The organism is Ottowia pentelensis (assembly GCF_964341695.1).
The window spans coordinates 2674823-2696754 of record NZ_OZ224513.1 but is presented as its reverse complement, the minus strand read 5'-3'; the positions used below and the strand labels follow the sequence as shown (position 1 = coordinate 2696754).

Here is a 21932-nt window from a genome sequence, read left to right as displayed (position 1 = left end):
TGCGTCTTCTGCGTCCGGTTTTGTGCCTGGCGGGCCAAGGGACATGAATTGCTGGCAGACCACGCGTTTCGACATCGACCTGGCCGAGCCTCGGGTCATGGGCATCGTCAACGTCACGCCCGACTCGTTTTCGGACGGCGGCGCGCACGCCACGCCGGCCGCCGCGCTGCGCCACTGCGAGCAGCTGCTGAAGGACGGCGCCGACATCCTGGACATCGGCGGTGAATCGACGCGGCCCGGCAGCCCGCCGCTGCCGTTGGCCGACGAGTTGGCGCGCGTGCTGCCGGTGCTGGCCGGCGCCGTCACGCTGGGCGTGCCGGTTTCGGTCGACACCTACAAGGCCGAAGTGATGCAGGCCGCGCTGGATGCGGGCGCCAACATCGTCAACGACGTGTGGGCGCTGCGCCAGCCGGGCGCGGCCCAGGTGGTGGCGCGCCACGGCCGCTGCGGTGTGTGCCTAATGCACATGTACCGCGACCCGCAGACCATGCAGGCCGCGCCCATGGCGGGCGACGCCGTGCCCGGGGTGCTGCAATTTTTGCAGCATGCCGCGCATGACCTGCGAGGGCTGGGGGTCGAAATGGCTCGCATCGTGCTCGACCCCGGCATCGGCTTCGGCAAGACCGTGGCGCAAAATTTCGCGCTGCTGGCGCGCCAGGGCGAGCTGTTGGCCCTGGGTTATCCGCTGCTGGCCGGCTGGTCGCGCAAGTCGGCCCTGGGCGCCGCGCTGCAGGGCGATGCGGACACGCCCCCGCCGCCGGCCGAGCGCGTGGCCGCCAGCGTGGCCGCCGCCCTGCTGGCGGTCGAGCGCGGCGCGCGCATCGTGCGCGTGCACGACGTGCGCGAGACGGCGCAGGCGCTGGCCGTGTGGCGCCGGGTGCGGGCCGCATCGCCCGCGCCGTAGGCGGGCGCCTACGCGCCGAAGTCGCGCAGCGGCGCCAGCGGCTCGAACACCGCCGGGCGCTTGTCCTTGACGGCATTCACGGCCTCCTGCACGCGCGCGTTGCTCCAGATCGCGCCCTGCAGCAGGCCGACTTGGCGCAGGCCGTCGTCCACGCTGTGGTCGCGCGCGTAGTTCAGCACCTGCTTGCTGCCCCAGACGACCACCGGCGGCTTGGCCGCGATCTCGCGCGCGCACTGCATCGCGCCCGCCAGGCAGGCGGCGGGCGTGTCGAACACTTCGTTGACCAGGCCGACCTCGCGCGCGCGCGCCGCCGGCATGCGCCGGCCGGTGTAGGCCAGCTCTTTCACCACGCCCAGCGGCACCAGCTTGGGCAGGCGCTGCATCGTGCCCACATCGGCCACCAGGCCGATGTTGATCTCCTGGATGCAGAAGAAGGCGTCGGCGCTGGCGTAGCGGATGCAGGCGGCCGTCACCAGGTCCACCGCGCCGCCGATGCAGCCGCCCTGGATGGCGACGATGACCGGAATGCGCAGCGTCTCCAGCCGCGTGAAGGTGGCCTGCAGCGCCGTCAGCCAGTCGCCGAAGGCCGCGCGCCCCTCGGCGCTCTGGTCGTCCACCTGGATGCTGCTGCCGAATACGTCCAGCGCCATGCCGGCCGAAAAATGCTTGCCGGTGCTGGAGACGACCAGCGCGCGCGCCTCGTTGCCGCGCTGCAGCGCGTCGAGCACGCCGTCCAGCTCGCGCCAGAACACCGGGCCCATGGTGTTCAGCTCTTGCGGGCGGCTCAGCACCAGGTGGGCGATGTGGTCCTGGATGTCGAGCGTGAAGCAGTGCAGGGCGGGTGGTGTCATGGCGGGGTCTGGGGCGAGTGTGTGAATGGACATTGTCCGCGCTGGCCGCGGCCTGGCGCCGCGCATGGGCGACAAGGTCGGGGCGGGGCGATGTTCTACCATGCCCGCCTGAACCGGCTTTCACCAAGGAGACAACATGACCGTTCAGGGTTTCGATCCCGCCCGCCTGGCCCGCATCGGGGCGCACTTTGCCGCCTACGTCGACGACGGGCGCCTGCCCGGCTGGCAGGTGCAGGTCAGCCGCTGCGGCGAGGTGGTGTACCGCGCCCAGCACGGCTGGCGCGACATCGAGGCCCGGCAGCCGGTCGAGGACGACACGGTGTTTCGCATCTACTCCATGACCAAGCCCATCACCTCGGTGGCGGCCATGATGCTGTACGAGGAGGGGCACTTCGAACTGACCGACCCCATCGCCAGGTTCATTCCCGCCTTTGCCGACATGCAGGTGCTGGAGGGCGGCACCGCCCTCAAGCCCGCCACGCGGCCGGCCGCGGGGCCGATCCGCGTGCAGCACCTGCTGAACCACACCTCGGGCCTGACCTACGGCTTTCATCACATCCACGTGCAGGACGAGATGTACCGCAACGCCGGCTACGAATGGGGCGTGCCCAAGGGCAAGACGCTGGCGCAGGCGGTGGACGACTGGGCGCGGCTGCCGCTGCGCTTCGACCCCGGCACGCGCTGGAACTACTCGGTGGCCACCGACGTGCTGGGGCGCCTGGTCGAGGTGGTGTCGGGCCAGAGCCTGGACCGGTTCTTTCAGCAGCGCATCTTCGATCCGCTGGGCATGAAGGACACCTCGTTCACCGTGCGCGGCGACCTCGGCCAGCGCCTGGGCGCGCTGTACCTGCCCGACAAGGACGGCAAGGCCACGCGCAACGACGACTTCAGCAACGCCGCGCGCGGCGAGATCACGTTTCTGTCGGGTGGTGGCGGCCTGCTGTCCACCACCGCCGACTACCACCGCTTCACGCAGATGCTGCTGCGCGGCGGCGAGCTGGACGGCGCGCGCCTGCTGGGCAGCCGCACCCTGCGCGCCATGACCCGCAACACGCTGCCCGGCGGGCAGGATCTGGTGCAGTTCGGCATTCCGCTGTTTGCCGAGGTCAAGTACGACGGCCAGGGCTTCGGCCTGGGCTTTTCGGTGGTGCAAGACCCGGTGGCCGCCGGCACGCTCGGCAGCGTGGGTGAATACACTTGGGGCGGCGCGGCCAGCACCGCCTTCTGGGTCGACCCGGCCGAGCAGATCACCACCATCTTCATGACCCAGCTGCTGCCGTCGAGCACCTGGCCGTTGCGCACGCAGCTGCGGCAAATGGTTTATTCGGCGCTGGTCGACTGAGCTTCAAACAGCGACAGACTTTCGCCATCCGGCGCCTCGGGCTGCTCGTGCAGTGGCTCGCCGGCCTGCCGCAGCGAGCCCACGCGCACGCCCAGCAGGCGCAGGCGGCGTGACAGGTCCACGCGTTTGAGGCACTGGCCCGCCACCTGGCGGATGCGGCGCGCGTCGCTGGTGTATTCAGGAACGGTCTGGTCGCGCGTGGCGATCTTGAAATCGTCGAAGCGCAGCTTGATGCCGATGGTCTTGCCCACATAGCCCTTGCGCTGCAAATCGGCCGCCACCTGCTCGGCCAGCTCGGTGAAGATGGCGCCCAGCTCGGCGCGGTCGCGCACGGCGTGCAGGTCGCGCTCGAAGGTGGTTTCGCGGCTCATGCTGACGGGTTCGCTCTCGGTCACCACGGGGCGCTCGTCGCGGCCCCAGGCAGCCTGGTGCAACCAGGCGCCGTGGCTGGGGCCGAAGTGCTCGATCAGCCACGGCGCCTCGCGCGCCGCCAGCTCGCCGATGGAGTGGATGCCGTGCTCTTGCAGGCGCGCGTCGGTCTTGGGGCCGATGCCGTTGATCTTGCGGCAGGGCAGGGGCCAGATCAGCGTCTGTACGTCGCCCTCGTGCACGATGCTGATGCCGTTCGGCTTGTTGAACTCGCTGGCCATCTTGGCCAGCAGCTTGTTGGGCGCCACGCCCACCGAGCAGGTCAGGCCCGTGGCATCCAGAATGCTTTTTTGCAGCAGCCGCGCCAGCACGCGCCCGCCCTCGCGCTGGCCGCCCGGCACGTGGCTGAAGTCGATGTAGACCTCGTCGATGCCGCGGTCTTCCATCACCGGCGCGATCTCCAAAATGACCTGCTTGAAGGCGCGCGAGTATTTGCGGTACTCGGCAAAGTCCACCGGCAGCAAAATGGCCTGCGGGCACAGGCGCGCGGCCTTCATCAGGCCCATGGCCGAGCCGATGCCGAAGGCACGCGCCGCGTAGCTGGCGGTGGTGATGACGCCGCGGCCCACGTAGTCCTGCAGCCGCGGAAAAAAGTCGACCGGAATGTCGGCCAGGTCGGCCGGCGTCCACGTGCGCTCGGGGCGCTCGGCGTTCAGGCGCTCGATCAGCTCGTCCTCGCGCCGTCGTGCGCCGCCGATCACCACCGGCAGGCCCTTGAGCTGCGGGTAGCGCAGCCACTCGACCGACGCGTAGAACGCGTCCATGTCGAGGTGGGCGATGCGGCGGAGGGCGGCGGAAGGCACGCGGCAAGTGTAGGGCGACGGACGCGAAAATGCCCCGCAGAGGGGGTGTTGGGCGGTGGCGCGCCAAGGGGCATGGGTGGGCAGCTCCGCTCCTGTCCCCCGCTGTCCGTCTGCGACGGCCATCTCCTCCTTGACCTTGCTGCGCTGCCCACCCAAGCCCCTTGGCGGGAGGCGGCGGTCGCACACCAGGCGGTCTGCACGGCCAGCAACGCCACGGATCAGGCCGTCGGGGCGTCCGGCGCAGTGAAGTCAAGGCGGAGCCGGCCGCAGGCCGGCGGGGGACATGAACGGAGCCGGGCGCCCCGACGGCCTGATCCCGCCCCGCGGTCGGTAGTTTTATCTTTTCGAATGCGAAACCGTTTCAGCCGGCCTTGGCGGGGAGCACCGTCCCCACGCATTCGCCAAAGCCGATGCGCGCCGCGCCCGGCTTTTCGCACCAGCCGCGCAGGATGATGGCGTCGCCGTCTTCCACCCAGCTGCGCACTTCGCCGTTGGGCAGGTGCACCGGGTTCTTGCCGCCGGTGGTCAGCTCGATCAGCGCGCAGGCGGCGTCCAGCGTGGGGCCCGACAGCGTGCCGGTGCCCAGCAGGTCGCCCGGCTGCAGGTTGCAGCCGTTCACCGTGTGGTGCGTCAGCATCTGCGCCGCGCTCCAGTAGGCGTGGCGGTAATTGGTCAGCGCCAGCCGCACCGGGGCGTTCTGGCCCTGGCGCATCTGGCGCGTCTCGATCAGCGCCTCCAGCTGGATGTCGAAGCCGCCCGCCGCGCTGTGTTCGGGGCTGGCCAGGTAGGGCAGGGGCTGCGGGTCGGCGGCCGGCCGGGTGAAGGGCACGCGGTAGGGCGCCAGCGCCTCCATGGTCACCACCCAGGGCGAGACGGTGGAGGCGAAGTTCTTGGCCAGGAAGGGCCCCAGCGGCTGGTATTCCCAGGGCTGGATGTCGCGTGCCGACCAGTCGTTGAAGAGGGCCAGGCCGAAGATGTGCTCCTCGGCGGCGTCGATGGTCACCGCGTCGCCCAGATCGTTGCCCTGGCCGACGAACACCGCCAACTCCAGCTCGATGTCCAGCCGCGCGCTGGCCTTGAGCTGCGGCGCCGGCGCGTCCGGCGCCTTGACCTGCCCGTGCGGGCGATGAAAGTCCTGGCCCGAGACGATGACCGACGAGGCGCGCCCGTGGTAGCCGATCGGAATCCACTTGAAGTTGGGCATCAGGGGGTTGTCGGGGCGAAACTGCCGTCCGATGTTGGTGGCGTGATAGACCGAGGTGTAGAAGTCGGTGTAGTCGCCGATGCGTGCCGGCACACTGTATTCGGCCGCGTCCTGCGCCACCAGGCAGGGCTTGAGCGCGGCCTCCTGCGGCGATCCGGTTTGCAATGCTTGCGATAGCGCGGCGCGCAGCACGGACAAGGGCTTGGGGCCCATGGCCATCAGACGGTTGAGCGTCGGCTCGGCGGCGGCCTGCGCCACGGCCAGCACCTCACCCTGGAAGATGCCGGCGGCCACGGCGGCCGCCAGGTCGACGATGCTGTCGCCGATGGCCACGCCGCCGCGCCAGTTTTCGCCCGTGCCCCGGCGGCGGAAGATGCCGTGCGGCAGGTTCTGGATCGGAAAGTCGGTGTTGCCGTCGTTGGCCGATGGCACCCAGCTGGTGCGCTGCGGGTCGTGCGTGGCGTTGAGGGGGGACATGGCGGGCCTCGTGGGTCGTGGGGTTCGGAAAACTGGGGCGAGCATAGCGGCAAGCGGCTTTCCCGCGCCGCGGGGAGGATTGTCCGTGCGCCGCGGCCGCATTGTGCGCGTGCGGGCCCGAACGCAGCGGGCGCCCGGCCAGCCTGCGGGTTAACCCGTGACAAAACGGCTCGAAGCTGCGATAATCAAAGGCTTGCTCGAAAACGCATGCTTTTTGCGCAAGTTTGTAGAGACCGCATCTTCCTTCTCGCCCCTGGCCGCTTTTTGCTTCGTTGCGCGGCCTGCACGAACCCAGCCCCATGCCTTGTGCATCGGGTGGTTCCTTCAGGGCACCGATCACCCCGCGGGTGGTCGAGGTCCTCGCTGTCGGATGGTGGGTGTCGATTCATGAAACCCGGCGCGTCAACGCATCTTTTGATGCGTGCGCCATCCACCGACAAGCACGGGCTGCGCCGTGCCTGCGAGAAAGTCATCATCATGACCTCATTCGAGGATAGCAGCGCCATGGCGCTGGACATCGTCACGCCCGAAGCCGTCCAGGCCGAGGCTGCTCCCAACCCCTTTGCCGAGCTGGGTCTGGCGCCCGAGCTGCTGGCCGCCATCGGCGACCTGGGCTACAGCGAACCCACGGCCGTGCAGCAGCGCGCCATTCCGCTGGCGCTGACGCAAGGCGCCGGCAACATCAACGACCTGATGGTCAGCAGCCAGACCGGCAGCGGCAAGACCGCGGCCTTTCTGCTGCCGGTGCTGCACACCTTGCTGGGCATGCAGCACGAGGCCGCCGCGCGCGACAAGGCCGCCTGGGACGCCAAAGTGGCCGAGGCCCTGGCCAAGGGCGAGGCCGCGCCCAAGAAGCCGCGCCGCCACAACCCGACCGACCCGCGCCGCTTCAAGCCCGCCGTGCCCGGCGCGCTGGTGCTGGCGCCCACGCGCGAGCTGGCCCAGCAGGTGGCGCGCGACGCCATCGACCTGGTGCGCCACTGCCGCAACCTGCGCATCGCCACCGTGGTGGGCGGCATGCCCTACCGCGAGCAGATCGCCCAGCTGCAAAACGCCTCGCTGGTGGTGGCCACGCCCGGCCGCCTGCTCGACTTGGCCGGCAGCGGCCAGATCGTGCTGGACCAGGTGCGCTTTCTGGTGGTCGACGAGGCCGACCGCATGCTGGACCTGGGCTTTGCCGACGCGCTGGCCGAAATCCACCAGCTGACCGCGCAGCGCCAGCAGACCATGATGTTCAGCGCCACCTTTGCCGCGCCCATCCAGCAACTGGCCCTGCGCGTGATGCACGAGGGCGGCGCGCGCGTGCAGCGGCTGCAGATCGACACGCCGCAGCAAAGCCACGCCAACATCCGCCAGGAGCTGTACTGGGCCGACAGCCCCGAGCACAAGCGGCGCCTGCTGGACTACTGGCTGCGCGACCCCAGCATCGATCAGGCCATCGTGTTTGCCTGCACGCAGATCGAGTGCGACGAGCTGGCGGCCGAGCTGCAGCAGACCGGCTTTGCCGCCGTGGCGCTGCATGGCGCGCTCAGCCAGGGCCTGCGCAACCGCCGCCTGCGCGCGCTGCGCGAGGGCAAGGTGCAAATCCTGGTGGCCACCGACGTGGCCGCGCGCGGCATCGACGTGCCCAGCATCACCCACGTCATCAACCACGGCCTGCCGATGAAGGCCGAGGACTACACGCACCGCATCGGCCGCACCGGCCGCGCCGGGCGCGACGGCCTGGCGGTGACGCTGGCCGAGTTCCGCGACCGCCGCCGCCTGGCCGACATCGAGGCGCATACGCGCCAGCCCTTCAACGCGCTGACGATCGACGGCCTGGAGCCCACGCGCTTCTTCCCGCCCATCACCCAGGCCGCGCCCCCGCGCAAGGGCGGCGCGCCGCGCCGCAGCAGCGGCGGCAAACCGGGTTTCAAGGCCAAACAGGGCTTTGGCGCCCGCCACGCAAGCGCAGAAAGCTATAAAAACAGAAGCAACCCGGCCCCGCGCTCGCACGCCGGCCGCCCGGCCGCGCCGCGCGCCAAGGCCTACAGCCCGGCGCGCTGAGCCCAGGCAGCCAAAACAGCCGAACGCAAAGGGCGCGAAGAGCTCGCAAAGGGCGCAGAAGACTTCCTGGTTTTCTTTTGCGTCCTCTGCGAATCCTTTGCGTCCTCTGCGTTCGGCTGTTCTTGTTTTTCAGACCAGCACGCGCCCCGGGTTCATGATGCCCTGTGGGTCGAGCGCGCCCTTGATGGCGCGCATCAGCTCCAGCGCCACCTTCGACTTGTAGCGCGGCAGCTTGGCGGCCTTCAGGCTGCCCACGCCGTGCTCGGCGCTGATCGAACCATGGTGGCGCGCCACGCTGTCGAACACCAGGGTGTTGATGCGCTCCTCTTCATCGCGCAGGAAGGCCTTGGCGTCGCCGCCCTCGGGCGCCTGCACGTTGTAGTGCAGGTTGCCGTCGCCCAGGTGGCCGAAGTTGACCAGGCGCACGCCGGCGATCTCGCGCGCCAGCAGGGCATCCGTTTCTTCGACAAAGGCCGGGATGCGCGCGATCGGGATGCTGATGTCGTGCTTGATGTTCAGGCCCTCTTCGGCCTGCGCCAGCGGAATGCTCTCGCGGATGTGCCACAGTGCCTTGGCCTGCGCCAGGCTCTCGGCCACCACGGCGTCGCTCACGCAGCCGGCCTCCAGCGCGGCCTCCAGCAGGCGCTCGAACAGCGCGCGGGCGTGGGCCTCGCTTTCGTGGTCGGAGTTTTCCAGCAACACGCAATACGGCGCCTCGCGCCACAGCGGCACGCGCAGCTGCGGGTAGTGCTTGTCCACCAGGCCGAGGGCAAACTGCCCCATCACCTCGAAGCCCGTCAGCCCCGCGCCCAGGTGCTGGTGCGCCAGGCCCAGCAGGTCGACCGCGGCCTGCATCGAGGGCACGGCGGCCCAGGCCGTCAGGCGCGCGGCGGGGCGCGGATACAGCTTCATCGTGGCGGCGGTGATCACGCCCAGCGTGCCCTCGCTGCCGATGAACAGGTCGCGCAGGTCGTAGCCCGTGTTGTCCTTGCGCAGGCCGCTCAAGCCATCCCACACCTCGCCCTGCGGCGTGACCACTTCGAGGCCCAGGCACAGCTCGCGCGTGTTGCCGTAGCGCACCACGGCCGTGCCGCCGGCGTTGGTGCCCAGGTTGCCGCCGATGGTGCAGCTGCCCTCGGCCGCCAGGCTGAGCGGAAACAAATGGCCCGCGCCCTCGGCGGCGGCCTGCAGGTTCTGCAGGATGCAGCCGGCTTCCACCGTCATCGTCAGGTTGGCGCCGTCGATGGCGCGCACCGCGTCCATGCGGCGCAGGCTCAGCACCACCTGGCGGCCGCTGGCGTCGGGCACCGAGCCCACCGACAGGCCGGTGTTGCCGCCCTGCGGCACGATGGCCACACCCTGCGCCGCGCAGGCGCGCACCACGGCCGCTACCTCGGCCGTGCTGCCGGGGCGCACCACGGCCAGCGCCCGGCCGCGCTCGCGCCGGCGCCAGTCCTGCTCGTAGGCGGCCAGGTCGCCCTCGGTCAGCACGTGGGCGGCGCCCACGACCTGGCGCAGGGTGTCGAGAAGAGAAGGGGAGGAAGTCATGACGATTACTATTAAAAAAATAGCTGCTCGCGCTTGTCCATCAAGCGCCAGAGACAAAAATCATTTCGAACGGCTGGCGGCGTCGGCCTGCCGCCGGGCCTGCCTTTGGCGCAGCCGCACGTGCGCGGCGCAGGCGGCAAACAGCAGCAGCACCAGCACCAGCTGCAGTCCGGCCAGCCACGATGACGGCGGGCGGTCGCCAAAGGCGCGCACCACGCCTTCGATGAAGTACAGCCACACCAGCAGCGATAGCCAGCGGTAGGTGTGCATGCGATAGCGCGCCAGGCCGGGCAGGGCGGCGGCCAGCGGCAGCACCTTCAGCGCCCACCACGAGCCGCCCGGGCGCAGCGGGGCCAGCCACAGCTCCCAGGCCAGGCCCAGGGCGATCAGCGCCACGGTGGCGCACAGGGCCAAGGCGCGGGTGCGGCGGGCGGCGGGCGAAGGGGGAGCGGCGGGGGCCGCGAGCGAGGCGGTGGCGGAAGCGGACATCGGCAATGGCATCATACCCAGCATGCCGGGATCGAGACAGGGATTGGGGCTGGGCGCGCGACTGCAGCGCGTGGCGGCGCAGGTGGCGGATTTTCCGCTCTACCCCACGCTGCTCACGCTGTGGCAGCGCCTGCTGCAAGACCGCCTGGGGCTGACGGCCAGCTCGCTCACCTTCACCACCGTGCTGGCGCTGGTGCCGCTGTTTGCCGTGGTGCTGTCGGTGTTCACCGCCTTTCCGGCCTTTGCCCATCTGCAGGGCGCGCTGCAGCAGTGGCTGGCGGGCAACCTGATCCCGCCCGGCATCGCCGCCAATGTCACGGACTATCTGGTGCAGTTTGCCGGCAAGGCCAGCCAGCTGGGGGCGGCGGGCTTTGCCGGCCTGGTGGTCACCGCCGTGTCGCTGCTGCTGACCATCGACAAGACCTTCAACCAGATCTGGCGCGCCAGCAGCCGGCGCCCGCTGGGCCAGCGCGTGCTGGTGTACTGGGCCGCGCTCACGCTGGGGCCGCTGGTGCTGGCCGCCAGCCTGGCCATCACGTCCTACCTGGCCACCGCCTCGCGCGGCTGGCTGCCGCACGGGTCCGGCGGGGTGAACACGGCGCTGGCGCTGCTGCAGTTTCTGCTGTCCACCGGCGCGCTGATGGCGCTGTACCGCTACGTGCCCAACACGCCGGTGCGCTGGCGGCACGCGGCCGTGGGCGCGCTGTTCGTCACCGTGTGCCTGGGCCTGGCGCGGCAGGCGCTGGGCTGGTATTTGACGCGCGTGCCCACCTACTCGGTGATCTACGGCACCTTCGCCACCGTGCCCATCCTGCTGCTGTGGATCTACCTGGGCTGGCTGATCGTGCTGTGGGGCGCTGTCATCGCCGCCTACCTGCCCAGCCTGCTGGGCGGCCCGGTGCGGCGCGCCAGCGGGCCGGGCTGGGAGTTTCAGCTGGCCTGCGAGGCGCTGCGGGCGCTGGCGCAGGCGCGCGACGCGGCCCCGCACGGCCTGGCCCTGCCCGAACTGGCGCGCCGCCTGCGCGTCGACCCGCTGGCTCTGCGCCCGGTGCTCGACACGCTGCGGGCACTGGGCTGGACCGGCGTGCTGGCCTCCGCCGACGACGGCACGCCGCCGCGCCACGTGCTGCTGGCCGATGCGGCCAGCACGCCGCTGGCGCCGCTGATGGACCGGCTGCTGCTGGCGCCCGATGCGCGGGCCGGCTGGCGCCAGGGCGACAAGCCGTGGCGCGCGCTGACGCTGGCCGACGTGGTGGGGGAATGAACCTTCGGCCGGCGCAGGTCGTCACCGCAGCGCCGACAGGAACTTGCGCAGCGCATCCAGCACCGCCCCCGGCGCCTCGGTCATCAGGGCGTGGCCGGCGTTGACCTCGACCACGCTGGGCTGCCGGGCCAGTTTGGCCAGCGCACGCGCCGACTTGGGCGGCGTCATCTGGTCGTGCGCGCCGATGACGAACAGGGTGGGGCATTGCACGGCTGCCATGGCTTTCTCGCCGCCCGCATAGTCGTCGCAGGCCTTGAAGCCGGTGTGAAACACGTTGACGGCGCGGTTGCTGGCCAGCATGCGGCGCATCAGCGCGCGGCTGGCGCCGTACAGCCAGGTGCCGGGGCCCAGCGCCGAGGGGGGCGGGCTGAGCGTGCTGTGCGAGAACACGTTGACCATGTGGATGGCCTTTTCGGGCGCGTTGACCGAGGCGTCCAGCAACGCGGGCGACACCTTCATGGGAAAGGCGGTGCCGCACAGCACCAGCTGGCTCACGCGCTCGGGTGCGCGCGCGGCCGCCTCCAGCGCAATCAGCGAGCCGAAGCTGTGGCCCACCAGCGCGGCGCGGGGCGCGCCCACGGCATCCAGCAGGGCGAGCACGGTTTGCGCCGCCTCTTCGACGCTGGCGGGCGGCGTGCCCTGGCTGCGGCCCTGGCCGGGCAGGTCGATGGCCAGCACGTTCCAGCCGTGGTAGGCGAAGTGGCGGCTTTGCAAAATCCACACGCTGTGGTCGTTCAGCACGCCGGGGATAAACACCACGGTGGGCTGCGCCGCATCGAAGGGCTTGCCGCCGGTGTAGGCGTACAGCGGGTGGCCGTTGACGGGGATGTCCATGCTCAGGCTCCTGCTTTCTCGGCCGCTTTCAGCGCGCGCTTGAGGTCGTCGATCAAGTCGTCGGGGTCTTCCAGCCCGATCGACAGGCGAATGGTGCCGGGCCCGATGCCGGCGGCGGCCAGCGCCTGGTCGGTCATGCGGAAATGCGTGGTGCTGGCCGGGTGGATCACCAGGCTGCGGCTGTCGCCCACGTTGGCCAGGTGGCTGAAGATCTTCAGGCTGTCGATGAACACCTTGCCCTGCGCGCGCGTGCCCTTCATGTCGAAGCTGAACACGCTGCCCGCGCCCTTGGCGCCGTGCTTGAGCAGGCGGCCGGCCAGCGCGTGGCTGGGGTGCGAGTCGAGCAGCGGATGGCCCACGCGCGCCACGAAGGGGTGCCCGGCCAGGAAGTGCACGAGCTTTTCGGTGTTGGCCAGGTGCCGCTCCATGCGCAGCGGCAGGGTCTCGATGCCCTGCAGCACCAGCCAGGCGGTGTGCGGGCTCATGCAGGCGCCGAAGTCGCGCAGGCCTTCGCGCCGCGCGCGCAGCAAAAACGCGCCCACGGTGCTCTCGTCGCTGAACACCATGTCGTGAAAGCCGGCGTAGGGTTCGGTCAGCTCGGGGAAGTTGCCCGAGGCCGCCCAGTCGAAGCTGCCGCCATCGACCAGCGCGCCGGCGATCACCGTGCCGTGACCGCCCAGAAACTTGGTGGCGGCGTGGTAGACGATGTCGGCGCCGTGCTCGAAGGGCTTGAGCAGATAGGGCGTGGTGAAGGTGTTGTCCACCCCCAGCGGCAGGCCGGCGGCGTGCGCGATGTCAGCCACGGCGGCGATGTCCAGCACGTCCAGGCCGGGGTTGCCCACGCTTTCGCCGAACAGCAGTCGCGTGTTGGGGCGGATGGCGGCGCGCCAGGCGTCCAGGTCGCCCGGCTGCACGAAGCTGGTGGTGATGCCGAAGCGCGGCAGCGTGTAGTTCAGCAGGTTCTGGCTGCCGCCGTAAATGGCGCTGCTGGCGACGATGTGACCGCCCGCGCCCATCAGCGTGGCGATCATCAGGTGCAGCGCCGCTTCGCCGCTGGCGGTGGCGACGGCGCCGATGCCGCCTTCCAGCGCCGCCACGCGCTGCTCCAGCACCGCGGTGGTGGGGTTGCTGATGCGGCTGTAGACGTGGCCGGCGCGCTCCATGTTGAACAGCTGCGCCGCCTGGTCGCTGGACTCGAACACGAAGGAGGTGGACAGGTGGATCGGCACCGCGCGCGCGCCGGTGGCCGGGTCGGGCTGGGCGCCGGCATGCAGGGCCAGGGTGTCGAAGCCGGGGTCGGAATAGCCGGGCATGGGGTCTCCAGGTGGGGGAAGGCAGCCGCCGATTGTGGGCTATATTCTTTCGATCATGAAAGTCCGCGACATCTTGCGCCTGAAGGGCCAGGCCCTGTACACCATCACGCCCGAGCACAGCCTGTCTCATGCGGCGCGCGTGATGGCGGACAACGACATCGGCTCGCTGGTGGTGATGGCGCACGGGCGCGTGGTGGGCATCCTGACCTTTCGCGAGGTGATCCGCGCGACGGTGAAAAACGGCGGCTCGTTCGAGGGCCTGTCGGTGTACCGCAACATGGACCCGGGCCCGCTGATCTGCACGCTGGAGACCGAGCTGGACGAGGTGCGCCGCATGATGCTGGACCGCCACGCGCGCTACCTGCCTGTCATCGACAAGCAGCAGCTGATGGGCGTCATCAGCTTCTACGACGTCGCCAAGACCGTGGTGGACAGCCAGAACTTCGAGAACCAGATGCTCAAGGCCTACATCCGCGATTGGCCCGAGGAGGGGGCGGGCGAGCAAGCCGGCGCCTGAGCGCGCGCCTTGCGTGGGTGCGGGCTGGCCCGCGCTGACGGGCCCACGCGCACAATCCGCGCCGCCCTCACGAATTCAGGAGCCCTTCATGCGCGCTGTCCGATGTGCCCGGTTCGCTGCCGTCGCCTTGCTGCTGGCGGCCAGCGGCGCCTGGGCCCAGTTCGATCCCGCCCGGGTGCACCCCGAGCCGCCGCCCGTGCACGCGCGCTTCGCGGCGCCGGCGATGCCGTTTCATACCCCCGCCTTCGACCCCTGGCAGATCGATTTCACCAGCCACGCGCAGATGATGGCGCGGCTGCAGGCACTGGTGGGGCGCCCGTCGGTGCACCTGGAGATCGTGGGTGAAAGCGGCCAGAGCCGGGCGCTGCCGCTGGTGCTGCTGGCGCGTGGCGGGCGCTGGCAGGCGGACAAGCCCACGCTGATGCTGGTGGCGCACCAGCACGGCAACGAGCCGGCGCCGGGCGAGGCCATCCTGGTGCTGCTCGAGCGCTGGAGCGCGCCCGCCTACGCCAACCTGCTGCGGCGCGTCAACGTGGTGGTGCTGCCGCGTGCCAACCCCGACGGCGCGGCGCTGTTCAAGCGCGCCACCGCCGTCGGCGACATCGACATGAACCGCGACCACCTGCTGCTGCGCACGCCCGAGGCGCGCGCCGTGGCGCGGGTGGCGGCGCGCTATCGCCCGCAGGTGGTGCTGGACATGCACGAATTCACCGCCGGCGAGCGCTGGGTGACGCGCTTTGGCGCCTGGACCAAGTACGACGTGCTGCTGCAGGCGGCCACCACGGGCAACCTCGATGCGGGCGTTTACCAGGCCGGCATGGATGATTTCTTGCCCGCCATTCGCCGCGCCGTGCAGGCCGAGGGCCTGAGCGACTTCTGGTACCACACCACCACCGCCAGGCCCGACGCGCCGGTGGCCATGGGCGGCGTGCAGCCCGACACCTGGCGCAACATCGGCGGGCTGCGCAACGCCGTCAGCATCCTGCACGAGACGCGCGGCTATGGCATCGGCAAGCAGAATCTGGCGCGACGCGTGCAGTCGCACGTGGTGGCCGCGCAGGCCCTGCTGGAGCAGGTCGCCCAGGAGGGCCCGGCGCTGCTCGAACAGGCCCGGCGTGCCGACCGTGCCGTGGCCGGGCAGGCCTGCAAAGGCCAGGTGGTGGTGGCCGCGCAGCAAACGCCCGAAAAGCGCGAACTGACCCTGATCGACGCCCAGACGGGAGAAGACCGCGCCGTGCCGGTGGACTGGCGCTCGGCGCTGAAGCTGCAGGTGACCCGGCAGCGCCCACGGCCCTGCGGCTACTGGCTGGCCGCCAGCGAAGGCGCCGCCGTGCGCACGCTGCGCCTGCTGGGCGTGCAAGTCAAACCGCTTGCCAGCGCCCGGTCCATCCGCGTGGAACGCTACGATTTCAAGAGTATCGAGGCGGGCCAGCGGCAAGACGGCCGCGGCGCCATCCAGGACCAGGGTGGCATTGTCAAGACGCAGGTCGACGTGCAGCCGCTGCGCCGGCACCTGCCGGCGGGTGGCTGGTACGTCAGCCTGGCGCAACCCCTGGCCGGCCTGGTCACCGCCGCGCTGGAGCCCGACTCGCAAAGCAGCTATGTGGCGGCGCGCCTGATCGCCGTGCCGCGCCCGGGTGAGCCCGATCGGCTGTTGCGGGTGATGGAGCCGATGGGGCGCTGAGGCGCCGATTCGCATTGGCGCAGGAATACGTGCTACACTGATCCCGTGTTGGCCCAAAGGAATCGAGATGGCGAACTTGACTTTGAGTTTGGACGACGATCTTTTGCAAGCGGCGCGTGAAGTGGCTTTGCGCGAGCGCACCTCGGTCAACGCGGTGGTGCGCGAATTCCTGACGCGCTATGCCGACAACCGCGCGCGACGGCTTCAGGCGCTCGATACGCTGGATGCACTGGCTGCGCGCCATCCGGCCAAAAGCGACAGAGCGTGGTCGCGCGCGTCCCTGCATCAACGCTGACGTCGCAAGGGTTCATGCGCGTTTTCGTGGATACCAACCTGTGGGTGTATCGGCTGGATCAGCGAGAGCCCGAAAAATCACGTTTCATCGCGCAGTGGCTGCGTGCATTGGCGCGCGAGCACGAGATCGTGATCAGCACACAGGTGTTGATCGAATTGCGGGCGGTGTTGATGGGCAAGCTCAAGCCAGCGTTTTCAGAGGACGACACGCGAGATGCGCTGGACGCGTTGGACGCGTTTGAAGTCGTCGCCACCCATGCGGCGCTGGTGCTTGACGCGCATGAGCTGGCGGCACAAGAGCAGTTGTCCTGGTTTGATGCCCTCATCGCCGAGGCAGCGCTGCGCAGCCAGTGCAGTGTTCTGTTCAGTGAGGATTTCAGCCACGGGCGTCGTTTGACTGCAAGCCTCTTGGTGCAAAACCCGTTTCGGTCGATGTGACCGTCATCATCCAGGCGCAGATCAACGCCCCGGCTGCGCCAGCAGCACCAGCAAGGCCCCCGCGCCGCCTTCCAGCGGCTTGGCCTGCACGAAGGCCAGCACCTCCTTTTTCTGGATCAGCCAGCCGTGCACCTTGGCCTTGAGCACCGGCGCGCGGCCCGGCGAGCCCAGGCCCTTGCCGTGCACCACGCGCACGCAGCGCAGGCCGGTGCGCATGGCGTCGCGCACGAAGGCGCTCAGGGCGTCGCGCGCCTCATGAACACGCAGGCCGTGCAGGTCAATCTGGCCCTGCACGGCCCAGTGGCCGCGGCGCAGCTTGGCCGTCACGTCGGCGCCGATGCCGGGGCGGCGAAAGCTCAGGTGCTCGTCCACGTGCAGCAGGGTGCTGCTGTCGAACTCGTCGGACAGCGACTCGCGCAGCACGGCCTGCTCGTCCAGCGTGCGCTGGCGCGGCTCGGGCGGCGTGGGCGCCGGTGCGTGCACCACACGGCCGTGCGCGCGCAGCGGCTGGGTGGGGCCGATGGCGCGGGCGAACAGGTCCTGATCGGCGCGCGTCTGCCGCGCGGCCCGCTCGCGCTCGGCGGCGGCTTGCGCGGCACGCTGCTCGGCCTCGGCCAGTTGTGCGCGCATCGCCTTCAAGTCTTGAAAGGACTTGGCTTTCACAGCAAACCTTTCTCGGCCATCGACAGCGCCTGCCCCGGCGCGACGATGATGTGGTCGAGCACGCGCACGTCGACCAGCGCCAGCGCGGCTTTCAGCGTCTGCGTCAGCGCCTCGTTGGCGCGGCTGGGCGTGGTGCTGCCGCTGGGGTGGTTGTGCGCCAGCACCACCGCGCTGGCCTGGTGATGCAGCGCGCGCAGCACCACCTCGCGCGGGTAGACGCTGGTTTGCGTCAGCGTGCCGCGAAACAGCTCCTCCAGCGCGATCAGCCGGTGCTGGCTGTCCAGAAACAGCGCGGCAAAGACCTCGTGCGCGCGTGCCGCCAGCTGCAGCTGCAGGTAGTGCTGGACGGCCTGGGGCGTGTCCAGCGCCGCGCGCTCGCGCAGCTGCTCGGCCAGCGCGCGGCGCGCCAGCTCCAGCACCGCCACCAGCTCGGCGCGCTTGGCGCTGCCGCCCAGGCCCTTGATGCGTTTCAGGTCATCGGCGCTGGCGTGCAGCAGGCCGGCGATGCCCTTGAACTCATCGAGCAGCTCCTGCGCCAGCTGCAGCACGCTCTTGCCCGCCAGGCCGGTGCGCAGCAGCAAGGCCAGCAACTCCGCGTCGCCGAGGGCGCCAGGGCCGCGCGCCAGCAGCTTTTCGCGCGGGCGGGCGTCGGGGGGCAGGTCTTTCAGGGGCATGGGGGCAGCATAGCAAGGGCGGGGTGGGGCAACCGAACAGCCGAAAGCAGCCGGACGCAGAGGACGCAAAAAATGCGCAGAGGACGCAAAACAGACAAAGCAAAGAAGTTCTTTTGCGTCTTTTGCGAAACCTTTGCGTCCTCTGCGTCCGGCTGTTCTGCAGCCCAGTACCCGCAAACGCCCCCAGCCAGCGGCCATTTCCTAGAATCATGGGTTTTCCAAGTCCATTGCCATGCCCTGCGTCGAACCTGCCTCCTTCTTGACCCTGCACTACCGCCTGGCGGGCCCACAGGGCGATGTCATCAACACCTTCACCGGCCGGCCGGCCACGCTGTCGCTGGGCACGGGCGAGCTGGCGCCGGCGGTCGAGCAGCGCCTGCTGGGGCTGGAGGAGGGCACGCGCACGGTGTTCGAGATTCCGGCCGGCGAGGCCTATGGCGAGCGCAACCCCGACTTTTTGCAGTGGCTGGCGCGCCAGGACCTGAACGAGCTGGGCGACCCGGACGAGCACTACGCCGTGGGCGACATCATCCAGCTGCCCACGCCGGGCGGCGAAGGCCAGATCGGCGCCGTGGTGCGCGCGGTGCGCGAGGACGGCGCGCTGCGGCTGGACTTCAACCACCCGCTGGCGGGGCAGCCGGTGACCTTTGAGGTGCACTTGATCGGCGTTCTATGAACCGGCACGACACGTCCAACCCCATTCCTCCGCCGCCGGGCCGCCCCAAGGCGGAGGAGGCCCCCTCGGGGGGCAGCGTAGACACTTCAGTGCGGAGCGTGGGGGCGCATGTTCCTCCGCCGCTGGGCCGCCCCAAGGCGGAGGAGGCCCCCTCGGGGGGCAGCGCAGACACGTCAGTGCGGAGCGTGGGGGCCCATGTTCTCCTTGCCGAACCGCGCGGCTTCTGCGCCGGCGTCGACCGCGCCATCGAGATCGTCGAGCGGGCGCTGGCCAAGTTCGGTGCGCCGATCTATGTGCGCCACGAGATCGTGCACAACACCTACGTGGTGAACGACCTGAAGGCCAAGGGCGCGATCTTCATCGAGGACCTGGCCGAGGTGCCCGCCGGCGCCACGCTGGTGTTCAGCGCGCACGGCGTGCCCAAGTCGGTCGAGCAGGAGGCCCAGCGGCGCGGCTTCACGGTGTTCAACGCCACCTGCCCGCTGGTGACCAAGGTGCACGTGGAGGTGGCCAAGCTGCACCGCGAGGGCTACGAGTTCATCATGATCGGCCACGCCGGCCACCCCGAGGTCGAGGGCACCATGGGCCAGCTCGACGCCGGCATCCACCTGGTGCAGGACGTGCAGGATGTGGCGCGCATCGAGCCGGCGCAGCACGACAAGCTGGCCGTCGTCACGCAGACCACGCTCAGCGTGGACGACACCGCCGACATCATGGCGGCCATCAAGGCGCGCTTTCCAAAAATCCGCGAGCCCAAGCAGCAGGACATCTGCTATGCCACGCAGAACCGCCAGGACGCCGTCAAGCTGCTGACGCGCCAGGTGGACGTGGTGATCGTGGTCGGCAGCCCCACCAGCAGCAACACCAACCGCCTGCGCGAGGTGGCGCAAAAGCTGGGCACCACCACCTACATGATCGACTCGGCCGCCGAGCTGCGCCCCGAGTGGTTTGCCGGCCAGCCGCGCATCGGCGTCACGGCCGGCGCCTCGGCGCCCGAAATCCTGGTGCGCCAGGTGCTGGAGCGGCTGGACCAGATGGGCATCGGCTCGGTGCGCAAGCTGGGCGGCATCCAGGAGACGATGAAGTTTCCGCTGCCCAAGGGGCTCAAGCTGATCGGCGACGCCGAGCGCAAGCTGGAGCACCTGCGCTGAGTCGGCACTCAAGTCGGTCAAAAACTATCATTTGTATAGCTGCTCGCGCTTGTTGTATGGGCGCTGTAGCCACTTTTCTCTTGAAATCCGGTGACGGGTTACGCAAACCGCCCGCCCCTACAATCGCCCCATGCTCGATCCCGTTTTGCTCCGCAAGGACCTGGGCGCCGTGCTGGCGCTTCTCGACACCCGCAAGAATCCGCAGCCGTTTCTGGACGAAGCGGCCTTTACCGCGCTGGAGGCCGAGCGCAAGACCATCCAGACCCGCACCGAAGCCTTGCAGGCCGAGCGCAATGCCGCCAGCAAGCAGATCGGCCAGCGCAAGGCCAAGGGCGAGTCGGCCGACGATGTGATGGCCCGCGTGGCCGGCATCAAGGACGAGCTGGACGCCTCGGCCACGCGCCTGGACGCCATCCAGGCCGAGCTGAACGCGCTGCTGCTGGCGGTGCCCAACCTGCCGCACGCCAGCGTGCCGGTGGGCGCCGACGAGACGGCCAACGTCGAGGTGCGCCGCTGGAGTCCCGATGGCGAAGGGCCGCGCGCCTTCGACTTCGCCGTGCGCGACCACGTCGAGCTGGGCGAGGCCCTGGGCCTGGACTTCGAGACCGCGGCCAAGCTGTCGGGCGCGCGCTTTGCCTTCATGCGCGGGCCGGTGGCGCGGCTGCACCGGGCGCTGGCCCAGTTCATGCTGGACGTGCACACGCGCCAGCACGGCTACACCGAGTGCTACACGCCCTACATCGTCAACGCCGAAACGCTGCGCGGCACCGGCCAGCTGCCCAAGTTCGAGGCCGACCTGTTTGCCGCCAAGAAGGGCGGGCAAGAAGGCGAGGGCGAGGCGCTGTACCTGATCCCGACTTCGGAGGTCTCGCTCACCAACAGCGTGCGCGGCGAAATCCTGGCCGAGTCCGAGCTGCCCATCCGGCTGACCGCGCACACGCCCTGCTTTCGCTCCGAGGCCGGCAGCGCCGGGCGCGACACGCGCGGGCTGATCCGCCAGCACCAGTTCGACAAGGTCGAGATGGTGCAGATCACGCACCCCGAGCAAAGCTACGTGGCGCTGGAGCAGATGGTGGGCCACGCCGAGGCCATCCTGCAGCGGCTGGAGCTGCCCTATCGCGTGCTGCTGCTGTGCACCGGCGACATGGGCTTTGGCGCCGCCAAGACCTTCGATCTGGAGGTGTGGGTGCCGGCGCAGGGCACCTACCGCGAGATCTCGTCGGTCAGCAACTGCGAGGCCTTTCAGGCGCGGCGGCTGCAGGCGCGCTTCAAGAACGCGCAGGGCAAGAACGAGCTGGTGCACACGCTGAACGGCTCGGGCGTGGCCGTGGGCCGTGCGCTGGTCGCGGTGCTGGAGAACCACCAGCAAGCCGACGGCTCGATCCGCGTGCCAAAGGCGCTGCGGCCCTATCTGGACGGCCTCGAAGTCTTGACGGCCTGATCCAGTTTCAGCGCCTCCTGCTGCAGATAGTGCAGCAGCGCGCGCACCAGGGGGTTGTCGGGTTCGCGGCGCCACATGGCCAGCATCTCGGACGCCGGGTGCGCGCCGCGCAGCGGCTTGAAGGCCAGGTGCGGCAGGCCCACGCGCTGCAGCGCCGCCGGCACCAGCGCCACGCCCAGGCCCAGCGACACCATCGACAGCACCGACAGCCAGTGGCGCACCTCGTGCCGCACCTCGGGCGCGAAGCCGTGCGCCAGGCACATCTCGTAGATGCGCTGGTGGTAGGTGGGTGACACCAGGCTGGAAAACAGGATCAGGCGGTCGCGCTTCAGGTCGGCCAGGTCCACGTCGGCGGCACGCCGCAGGCGGTGGCCCTGCGGCAGGCAGGCGACGAAGGGCTCGTCCACGATCAGCTGGCTGGCGATGCCCTCGGGCGGCAGGGTGGAATGCACCAGCGCCACGTCCAGCCGCAGCTGCTGCAGGCCCAGCACCTGCTCGGCGCTGTTGGCCTCCAGCAGGTCCACGCGCACCTGGGGGTGGCTTTGCTGCAGCAGCGCCAGCGCCTGCGGCAGGCCGCGGTACAGGCTGGAGCCGACAAAGCCCAGCCGCAGGTGGCCGCGCGTGCCCTGGGCCACGTCCTGCGTCTCCTGCGCCGCCTGGCGGCTGAGCGCCAGCAGCTGGCGCGCGCGCTCCAGCAGGTGCTCGCCGGCGGCCGTCAGGCGCACGCCCTTGCTGCTGCGCTCGAACAGCTGCGCCTGCAACTCGTCCTCCAGCTGCCGGATGGCCACCGACAGCGGCGGCTGCGAGATGAACAGGCGCTGCGCCGCGCGGCCGAAGTGCAGCTCCTCGGCCAGGGTCACGAAGTAGTGCAGCAGGCGCAGTTCCATGGC

Annotated in this window: 21 protein-coding genes; 11 read left to right on the top strand and 10 right to left on the bottom strand. The window is 70.0% G+C overall.

The genetic code is table 11. The features are described from left to right. Nucleotides 1-43 precede the first annotated feature (43 nt). On the top strand, nt 44-904 hold the full coding sequence (folP, locus tag ACWHMB_RS13030; protein WP_447648556.1) for a dihydropteroate synthase: 861 nt from the start codon (nt 44-46) through the stop codon (nt 902-904). 8 nt (nt 905-912) lie between these two features. Here the strand turns inward: folP and ACWHMB_RS13025 are convergent, their stop codons facing one another. Further along, nucleotides 913-1755, bottom strand: a complete 843-nt coding sequence (locus tag ACWHMB_RS13025) for an enoyl-CoA hydratase-related protein (RefSeq protein ID WP_377478773.1) — start codon at nt 1753-1755, stop codon at nt 913-915. A gap of 136 nt (nt 1756-1891) precedes the next feature. Between ACWHMB_RS13025 and ACWHMB_RS13020 the strand changes: the two genes are divergently transcribed. Then, on the top strand, nt 1892-3097 hold the full coding sequence (locus tag ACWHMB_RS13020; protein WP_293224359.1) for a serine hydrolase domain-containing protein: 1206 nt from the start codon (nt 1892-1894) through the stop codon (nt 3095-3097). Here ACWHMB_RS13020 and dinB read toward each other — a convergent pair. Together dinB and fahA are read right to left on the bottom strand one after the other, a co-directional pair. Continuing rightward, nucleotides 3076-4290, bottom strand: a complete 1215-nt coding sequence (gene dinB / locus ACWHMB_RS13015) for a DNA polymerase IV (RefSeq protein WP_377479149.1) — start codon at nt 4288-4290, stop codon at nt 3076-3078. The genes ACWHMB_RS13020 and dinB overlap by 22 nt on opposite strands. Before the next feature lie 400 nt (nt 4291-4690). Next, on the bottom strand, nt 4691-6010 hold the full coding sequence (gene fahA, locus ACWHMB_RS13010; protein WP_377478771.1) for a fumarylacetoacetase: 1320 nt from the start codon (nt 6008-6010) through the stop codon (nt 4691-4693). A gap of 477 nt (nt 6011-6487) precedes the next feature. On the opposite strand from fahA, the gene ACWHMB_RS13005 reads away from it, so the two are divergent. Continuing rightward, complete coding sequence (locus ACWHMB_RS13005) at nt 6488-8056, top strand: DEAD/DEAH box helicase (RefSeq protein WP_377478767.1); 1569 nt, start codon at nt 6488-6490, stop codon at nt 8054-8056. 129 nt (nt 8057-8185) lie between these two features. On the opposite strand, the gene ACWHMB_RS13000 is transcribed toward ACWHMB_RS13005, so the two are convergent. Together ACWHMB_RS13000 and ACWHMB_RS12995 are read right to left on the bottom strand one after the other, a co-directional pair. Then, nucleotides 8186-9604, bottom strand: coding sequence for an FAD-binding oxidoreductase (locus tag ACWHMB_RS13000; RefSeq protein WP_377478766.1), 1419 nt, complete (start codon nt 9602-9604; stop codon nt 8186-8188). A 60-nt stretch (nt 9605-9664) separates the two neighbouring features. After that, complete coding sequence (locus tag ACWHMB_RS12995) at nt 9665-10093, bottom strand: DUF2069 domain-containing protein (protein WP_377478764.1); 429 nt, start codon at nt 10091-10093, stop codon at nt 9665-9667. A 22-nt stretch (nt 10094-10115) separates the two neighbouring features. Here ACWHMB_RS12995 and ACWHMB_RS12990 point away from each other — a divergent pair, with 22 nt between their 5' ends. Beyond that, nucleotides 10116-11357: a YihY family inner membrane protein gene (locus ACWHMB_RS12990; RefSeq protein ID WP_377478762.1), complete on the top strand. Its 1242-nt coding sequence runs from the start codon at nt 10116-10118 to the stop codon at nt 11355-11357. A 21-nt stretch (nt 11358-11378) separates the two neighbouring features. Here ACWHMB_RS12990 and ACWHMB_RS12985 read toward each other — a convergent pair whose 3' ends face one another. Together ACWHMB_RS12985 and ACWHMB_RS12980 are read right to left on the bottom strand one after the other, a co-directional pair. Continuing rightward, nucleotides 11379-12191, bottom strand: coding sequence for an alpha/beta fold hydrolase (locus tag ACWHMB_RS12985; RefSeq protein ID WP_377478760.1), 813 nt, complete (start codon nt 12189-12191; stop codon nt 11379-11381). Between the two features lie 2 nt (nt 12192-12193). After that, nucleotides 12194-13504 (bottom strand): O-acetylhomoserine aminocarboxypropyltransferase, encoded by a 1311-nt coding sequence (locus ACWHMB_RS12980; protein WP_377478758.1) that lies wholly within the window; start codon nt 13502-13504, stop codon nt 12194-12196. A 55-nt stretch (nt 13505-13559) separates the two neighbouring features. On the opposite strand from ACWHMB_RS12980, the gene ACWHMB_RS12975 reads away from it, so the two are divergent. From ACWHMB_RS12975 to ACWHMB_RS12960, 4 genes are all read left to right on the top strand, one after another. Then, nucleotides 13560-14021 (top strand): CBS domain-containing protein, encoded by a 462-nt coding sequence (locus tag ACWHMB_RS12975; RefSeq protein WP_293224345.1) that lies wholly within the window; start codon nt 13560-13562, stop codon nt 14019-14021. Between the two features lie 88 nt (nt 14022-14109). Beyond that, nucleotides 14110-15705, top strand: a complete 1596-nt coding sequence (locus ACWHMB_RS12970; protein ID WP_447648555.1) for a M14 family zinc carboxypeptidase — start codon at nt 14110-14112, stop codon at nt 15703-15705. 67 nt (nt 15706-15772) lie between these two features. Then, entirely contained in the window at nt 15773-16000 is a 228-nt protein-coding gene (locus ACWHMB_RS12965) for a hypothetical protein (protein ID WP_293224341.1), read from the top strand. Nucleotides 16001-16026: 26 nt separating this feature from the next. Beyond that, nucleotides 16027-16437 (top strand): PIN domain-containing protein, encoded by a 411-nt coding sequence (locus ACWHMB_RS12960; RefSeq protein WP_293224339.1) that lies wholly within the window; start codon nt 16027-16029, stop codon nt 16435-16437. A 21-nt stretch (nt 16438-16458) separates the two neighbouring features. Here ACWHMB_RS12960 and ACWHMB_RS12955 read toward each other — a convergent pair whose 3' ends face one another. Then, nucleotides 16459-17067: a Smr/MutS family protein gene (locus ACWHMB_RS12955; RefSeq protein ID WP_377478754.1), complete on the bottom strand. Its 609-nt coding sequence runs from the start codon at nt 17065-17067 to the stop codon at nt 16459-16461. 29 nt (nt 17068-17096) lie between these two features. Beyond that, nucleotides 17097-17774 (bottom strand): RadC family protein, encoded by a 678-nt coding sequence (radC, locus tag ACWHMB_RS12950; protein WP_447648554.1) that lies wholly within the window; start codon nt 17772-17774, stop codon nt 17097-17099. Between the two features lie 232 nt (nt 17775-18006). Between radC and ACWHMB_RS12945 the strand changes: the two genes are divergently transcribed. From ACWHMB_RS12945 to serS, 3 genes are all read left to right on the top strand, one after another. Continuing rightward, nucleotides 18007-18450 (top strand): FKBP-type peptidyl-prolyl cis-trans isomerase, encoded by a 444-nt coding sequence (locus ACWHMB_RS12945; protein WP_377478750.1) that lies wholly within the window; start codon nt 18007-18009, stop codon nt 18448-18450. A gap of 185 nt (nt 18451-18635) precedes the next feature. After that, nucleotides 18636-19601: a 4-hydroxy-3-methylbut-2-enyl diphosphate reductase gene (ispH, locus tag ACWHMB_RS12940; RefSeq protein ID WP_377478748.1), complete on the top strand. Its 966-nt coding sequence runs from the start codon at nt 18636-18638 to the stop codon at nt 19599-19601. A gap of 130 nt (nt 19602-19731) precedes the next feature. Next, nucleotides 19732-21042 (top strand): serine--tRNA ligase, encoded by a 1311-nt coding sequence (serS, locus tag ACWHMB_RS12935; RefSeq protein ID WP_377478746.1) that lies wholly within the window; start codon nt 19732-19734, stop codon nt 21040-21042. Here serS and ACWHMB_RS12930 read toward each other — a convergent pair. Further along, nucleotides 21009-21929: a LysR family transcriptional regulator gene (locus ACWHMB_RS12930; RefSeq protein ID WP_377478744.1), complete on the bottom strand. Its 921-nt coding sequence runs from the start codon at nt 21927-21929 to the stop codon at nt 21009-21011. The genes serS and ACWHMB_RS12930 overlap by 34 nt on opposite strands. Nucleotides 21930-21932: the final 3 nt, after the last annotated feature.

Bases quoted from the DNA above. Each gene is read 5' to 3' on its own strand.
- folP (WP_447648556.1), top strand. From the start codon at position 44: ATGAATTGCTGGCAGACCACGCGTTTCGACATCGACCTGGCCGAGCCT.
- ACWHMB_RS13025 (WP_377478773.1), bottom strand. From the start codon at position 1,755: ATGACACCACCCGCCCTGCACTGCTTCACGCTCGACATCCAGGACCAC.
- ACWHMB_RS13020 (WP_293224359.1), top strand. From the start codon at position 1,892: ATGACCGTTCAGGGTTTCGATCCCGCCCGCCTGGCCCGCATCGGGGCG.
- dinB (WP_377479149.1), bottom strand. From the start codon at position 4,290: ATGGACGCGTTCTACGCGTCGGTCGAGTGGCTGCGCTACCCGCAGCTC.
- fahA (WP_377478771.1), bottom strand. From the start codon at position 6,010: ATGTCCCCCCTCAACGCCACGCACGACCCGCAGCGCACCAGCTGGGTG.
- ACWHMB_RS13005 (WP_377478767.1), top strand. From the start codon at position 6,488: ATGACCTCATTCGAGGATAGCAGCGCCATGGCGCTGGACATCGTCACG.
- ACWHMB_RS13000 (WP_377478766.1), bottom strand. From the start codon at position 9,604: ATGACTTCCTCCCCTTCTCTTCTCGACACCCTGCGCCAGGTCGTGGGC.
- ACWHMB_RS12995 (WP_377478764.1), bottom strand. From the start codon at position 10,093: ATGTCCGCTTCCGCCACCGCCTCGCTCGCGGCCCCCGCCGCTCCCCCT.
- ACWHMB_RS12990 (WP_377478762.1), top strand. From the start codon at position 10,116: ATGCCGGGATCGAGACAGGGATTGGGGCTGGGCGCGCGACTGCAGCGC.
- ACWHMB_RS12985 (WP_377478760.1), bottom strand. From the start codon at position 12,191: ATGGACATCCCCGTCAACGGCCACCCGCTGTACGCCTACACCGGCGGC.
- ACWHMB_RS12980 (WP_377478758.1), bottom strand. From the start codon at position 13,504: ATGCCCGGCTATTCCGACCCCGGCTTCGACACCCTGGCCCTGCATGCC.
- ACWHMB_RS12975 (WP_293224345.1), top strand. From the start codon at position 13,560: ATGAAAGTCCGCGACATCTTGCGCCTGAAGGGCCAGGCCCTGTACACC.
- ACWHMB_RS12970 (WP_447648555.1), top strand. From the start codon at position 14,110: ATGCGCGCTGTCCGATGTGCCCGGTTCGCTGCCGTCGCCTTGCTGCTG.
- ACWHMB_RS12965 (WP_293224341.1), top strand. From the start codon at position 15,773: ATGGCGAACTTGACTTTGAGTTTGGACGACGATCTTTTGCAAGCGGCG.
- ACWHMB_RS12955 (WP_377478754.1), bottom strand. From the start codon at position 17,067: ATGCGCGCACAACTGGCCGAGGCCGAGCAGCGTGCCGCGCAAGCCGCC.
- radC (WP_447648554.1), bottom strand. From the start codon at position 17,774: ATGCCCCTGAAAGACCTGCCCCCCGACGCCCGCCCGCGCGAAAAGCTG.
- ACWHMB_RS12945 (WP_377478750.1), top strand. From the start codon at position 18,007: ATGCCCTGCGTCGAACCTGCCTCCTTCTTGACCCTGCACTACCGCCTG.
- serS (WP_377478746.1), top strand. From the start codon at position 19,732: ATGCTCGATCCCGTTTTGCTCCGCAAGGACCTGGGCGCCGTGCTGGCG.
- ACWHMB_RS12930 (WP_377478744.1), bottom strand. From the start codon at position 21,929: ATGGAACTGCGCCTGCTGCACTACTTCGTGACCCTGGCCGAGGAGCTG.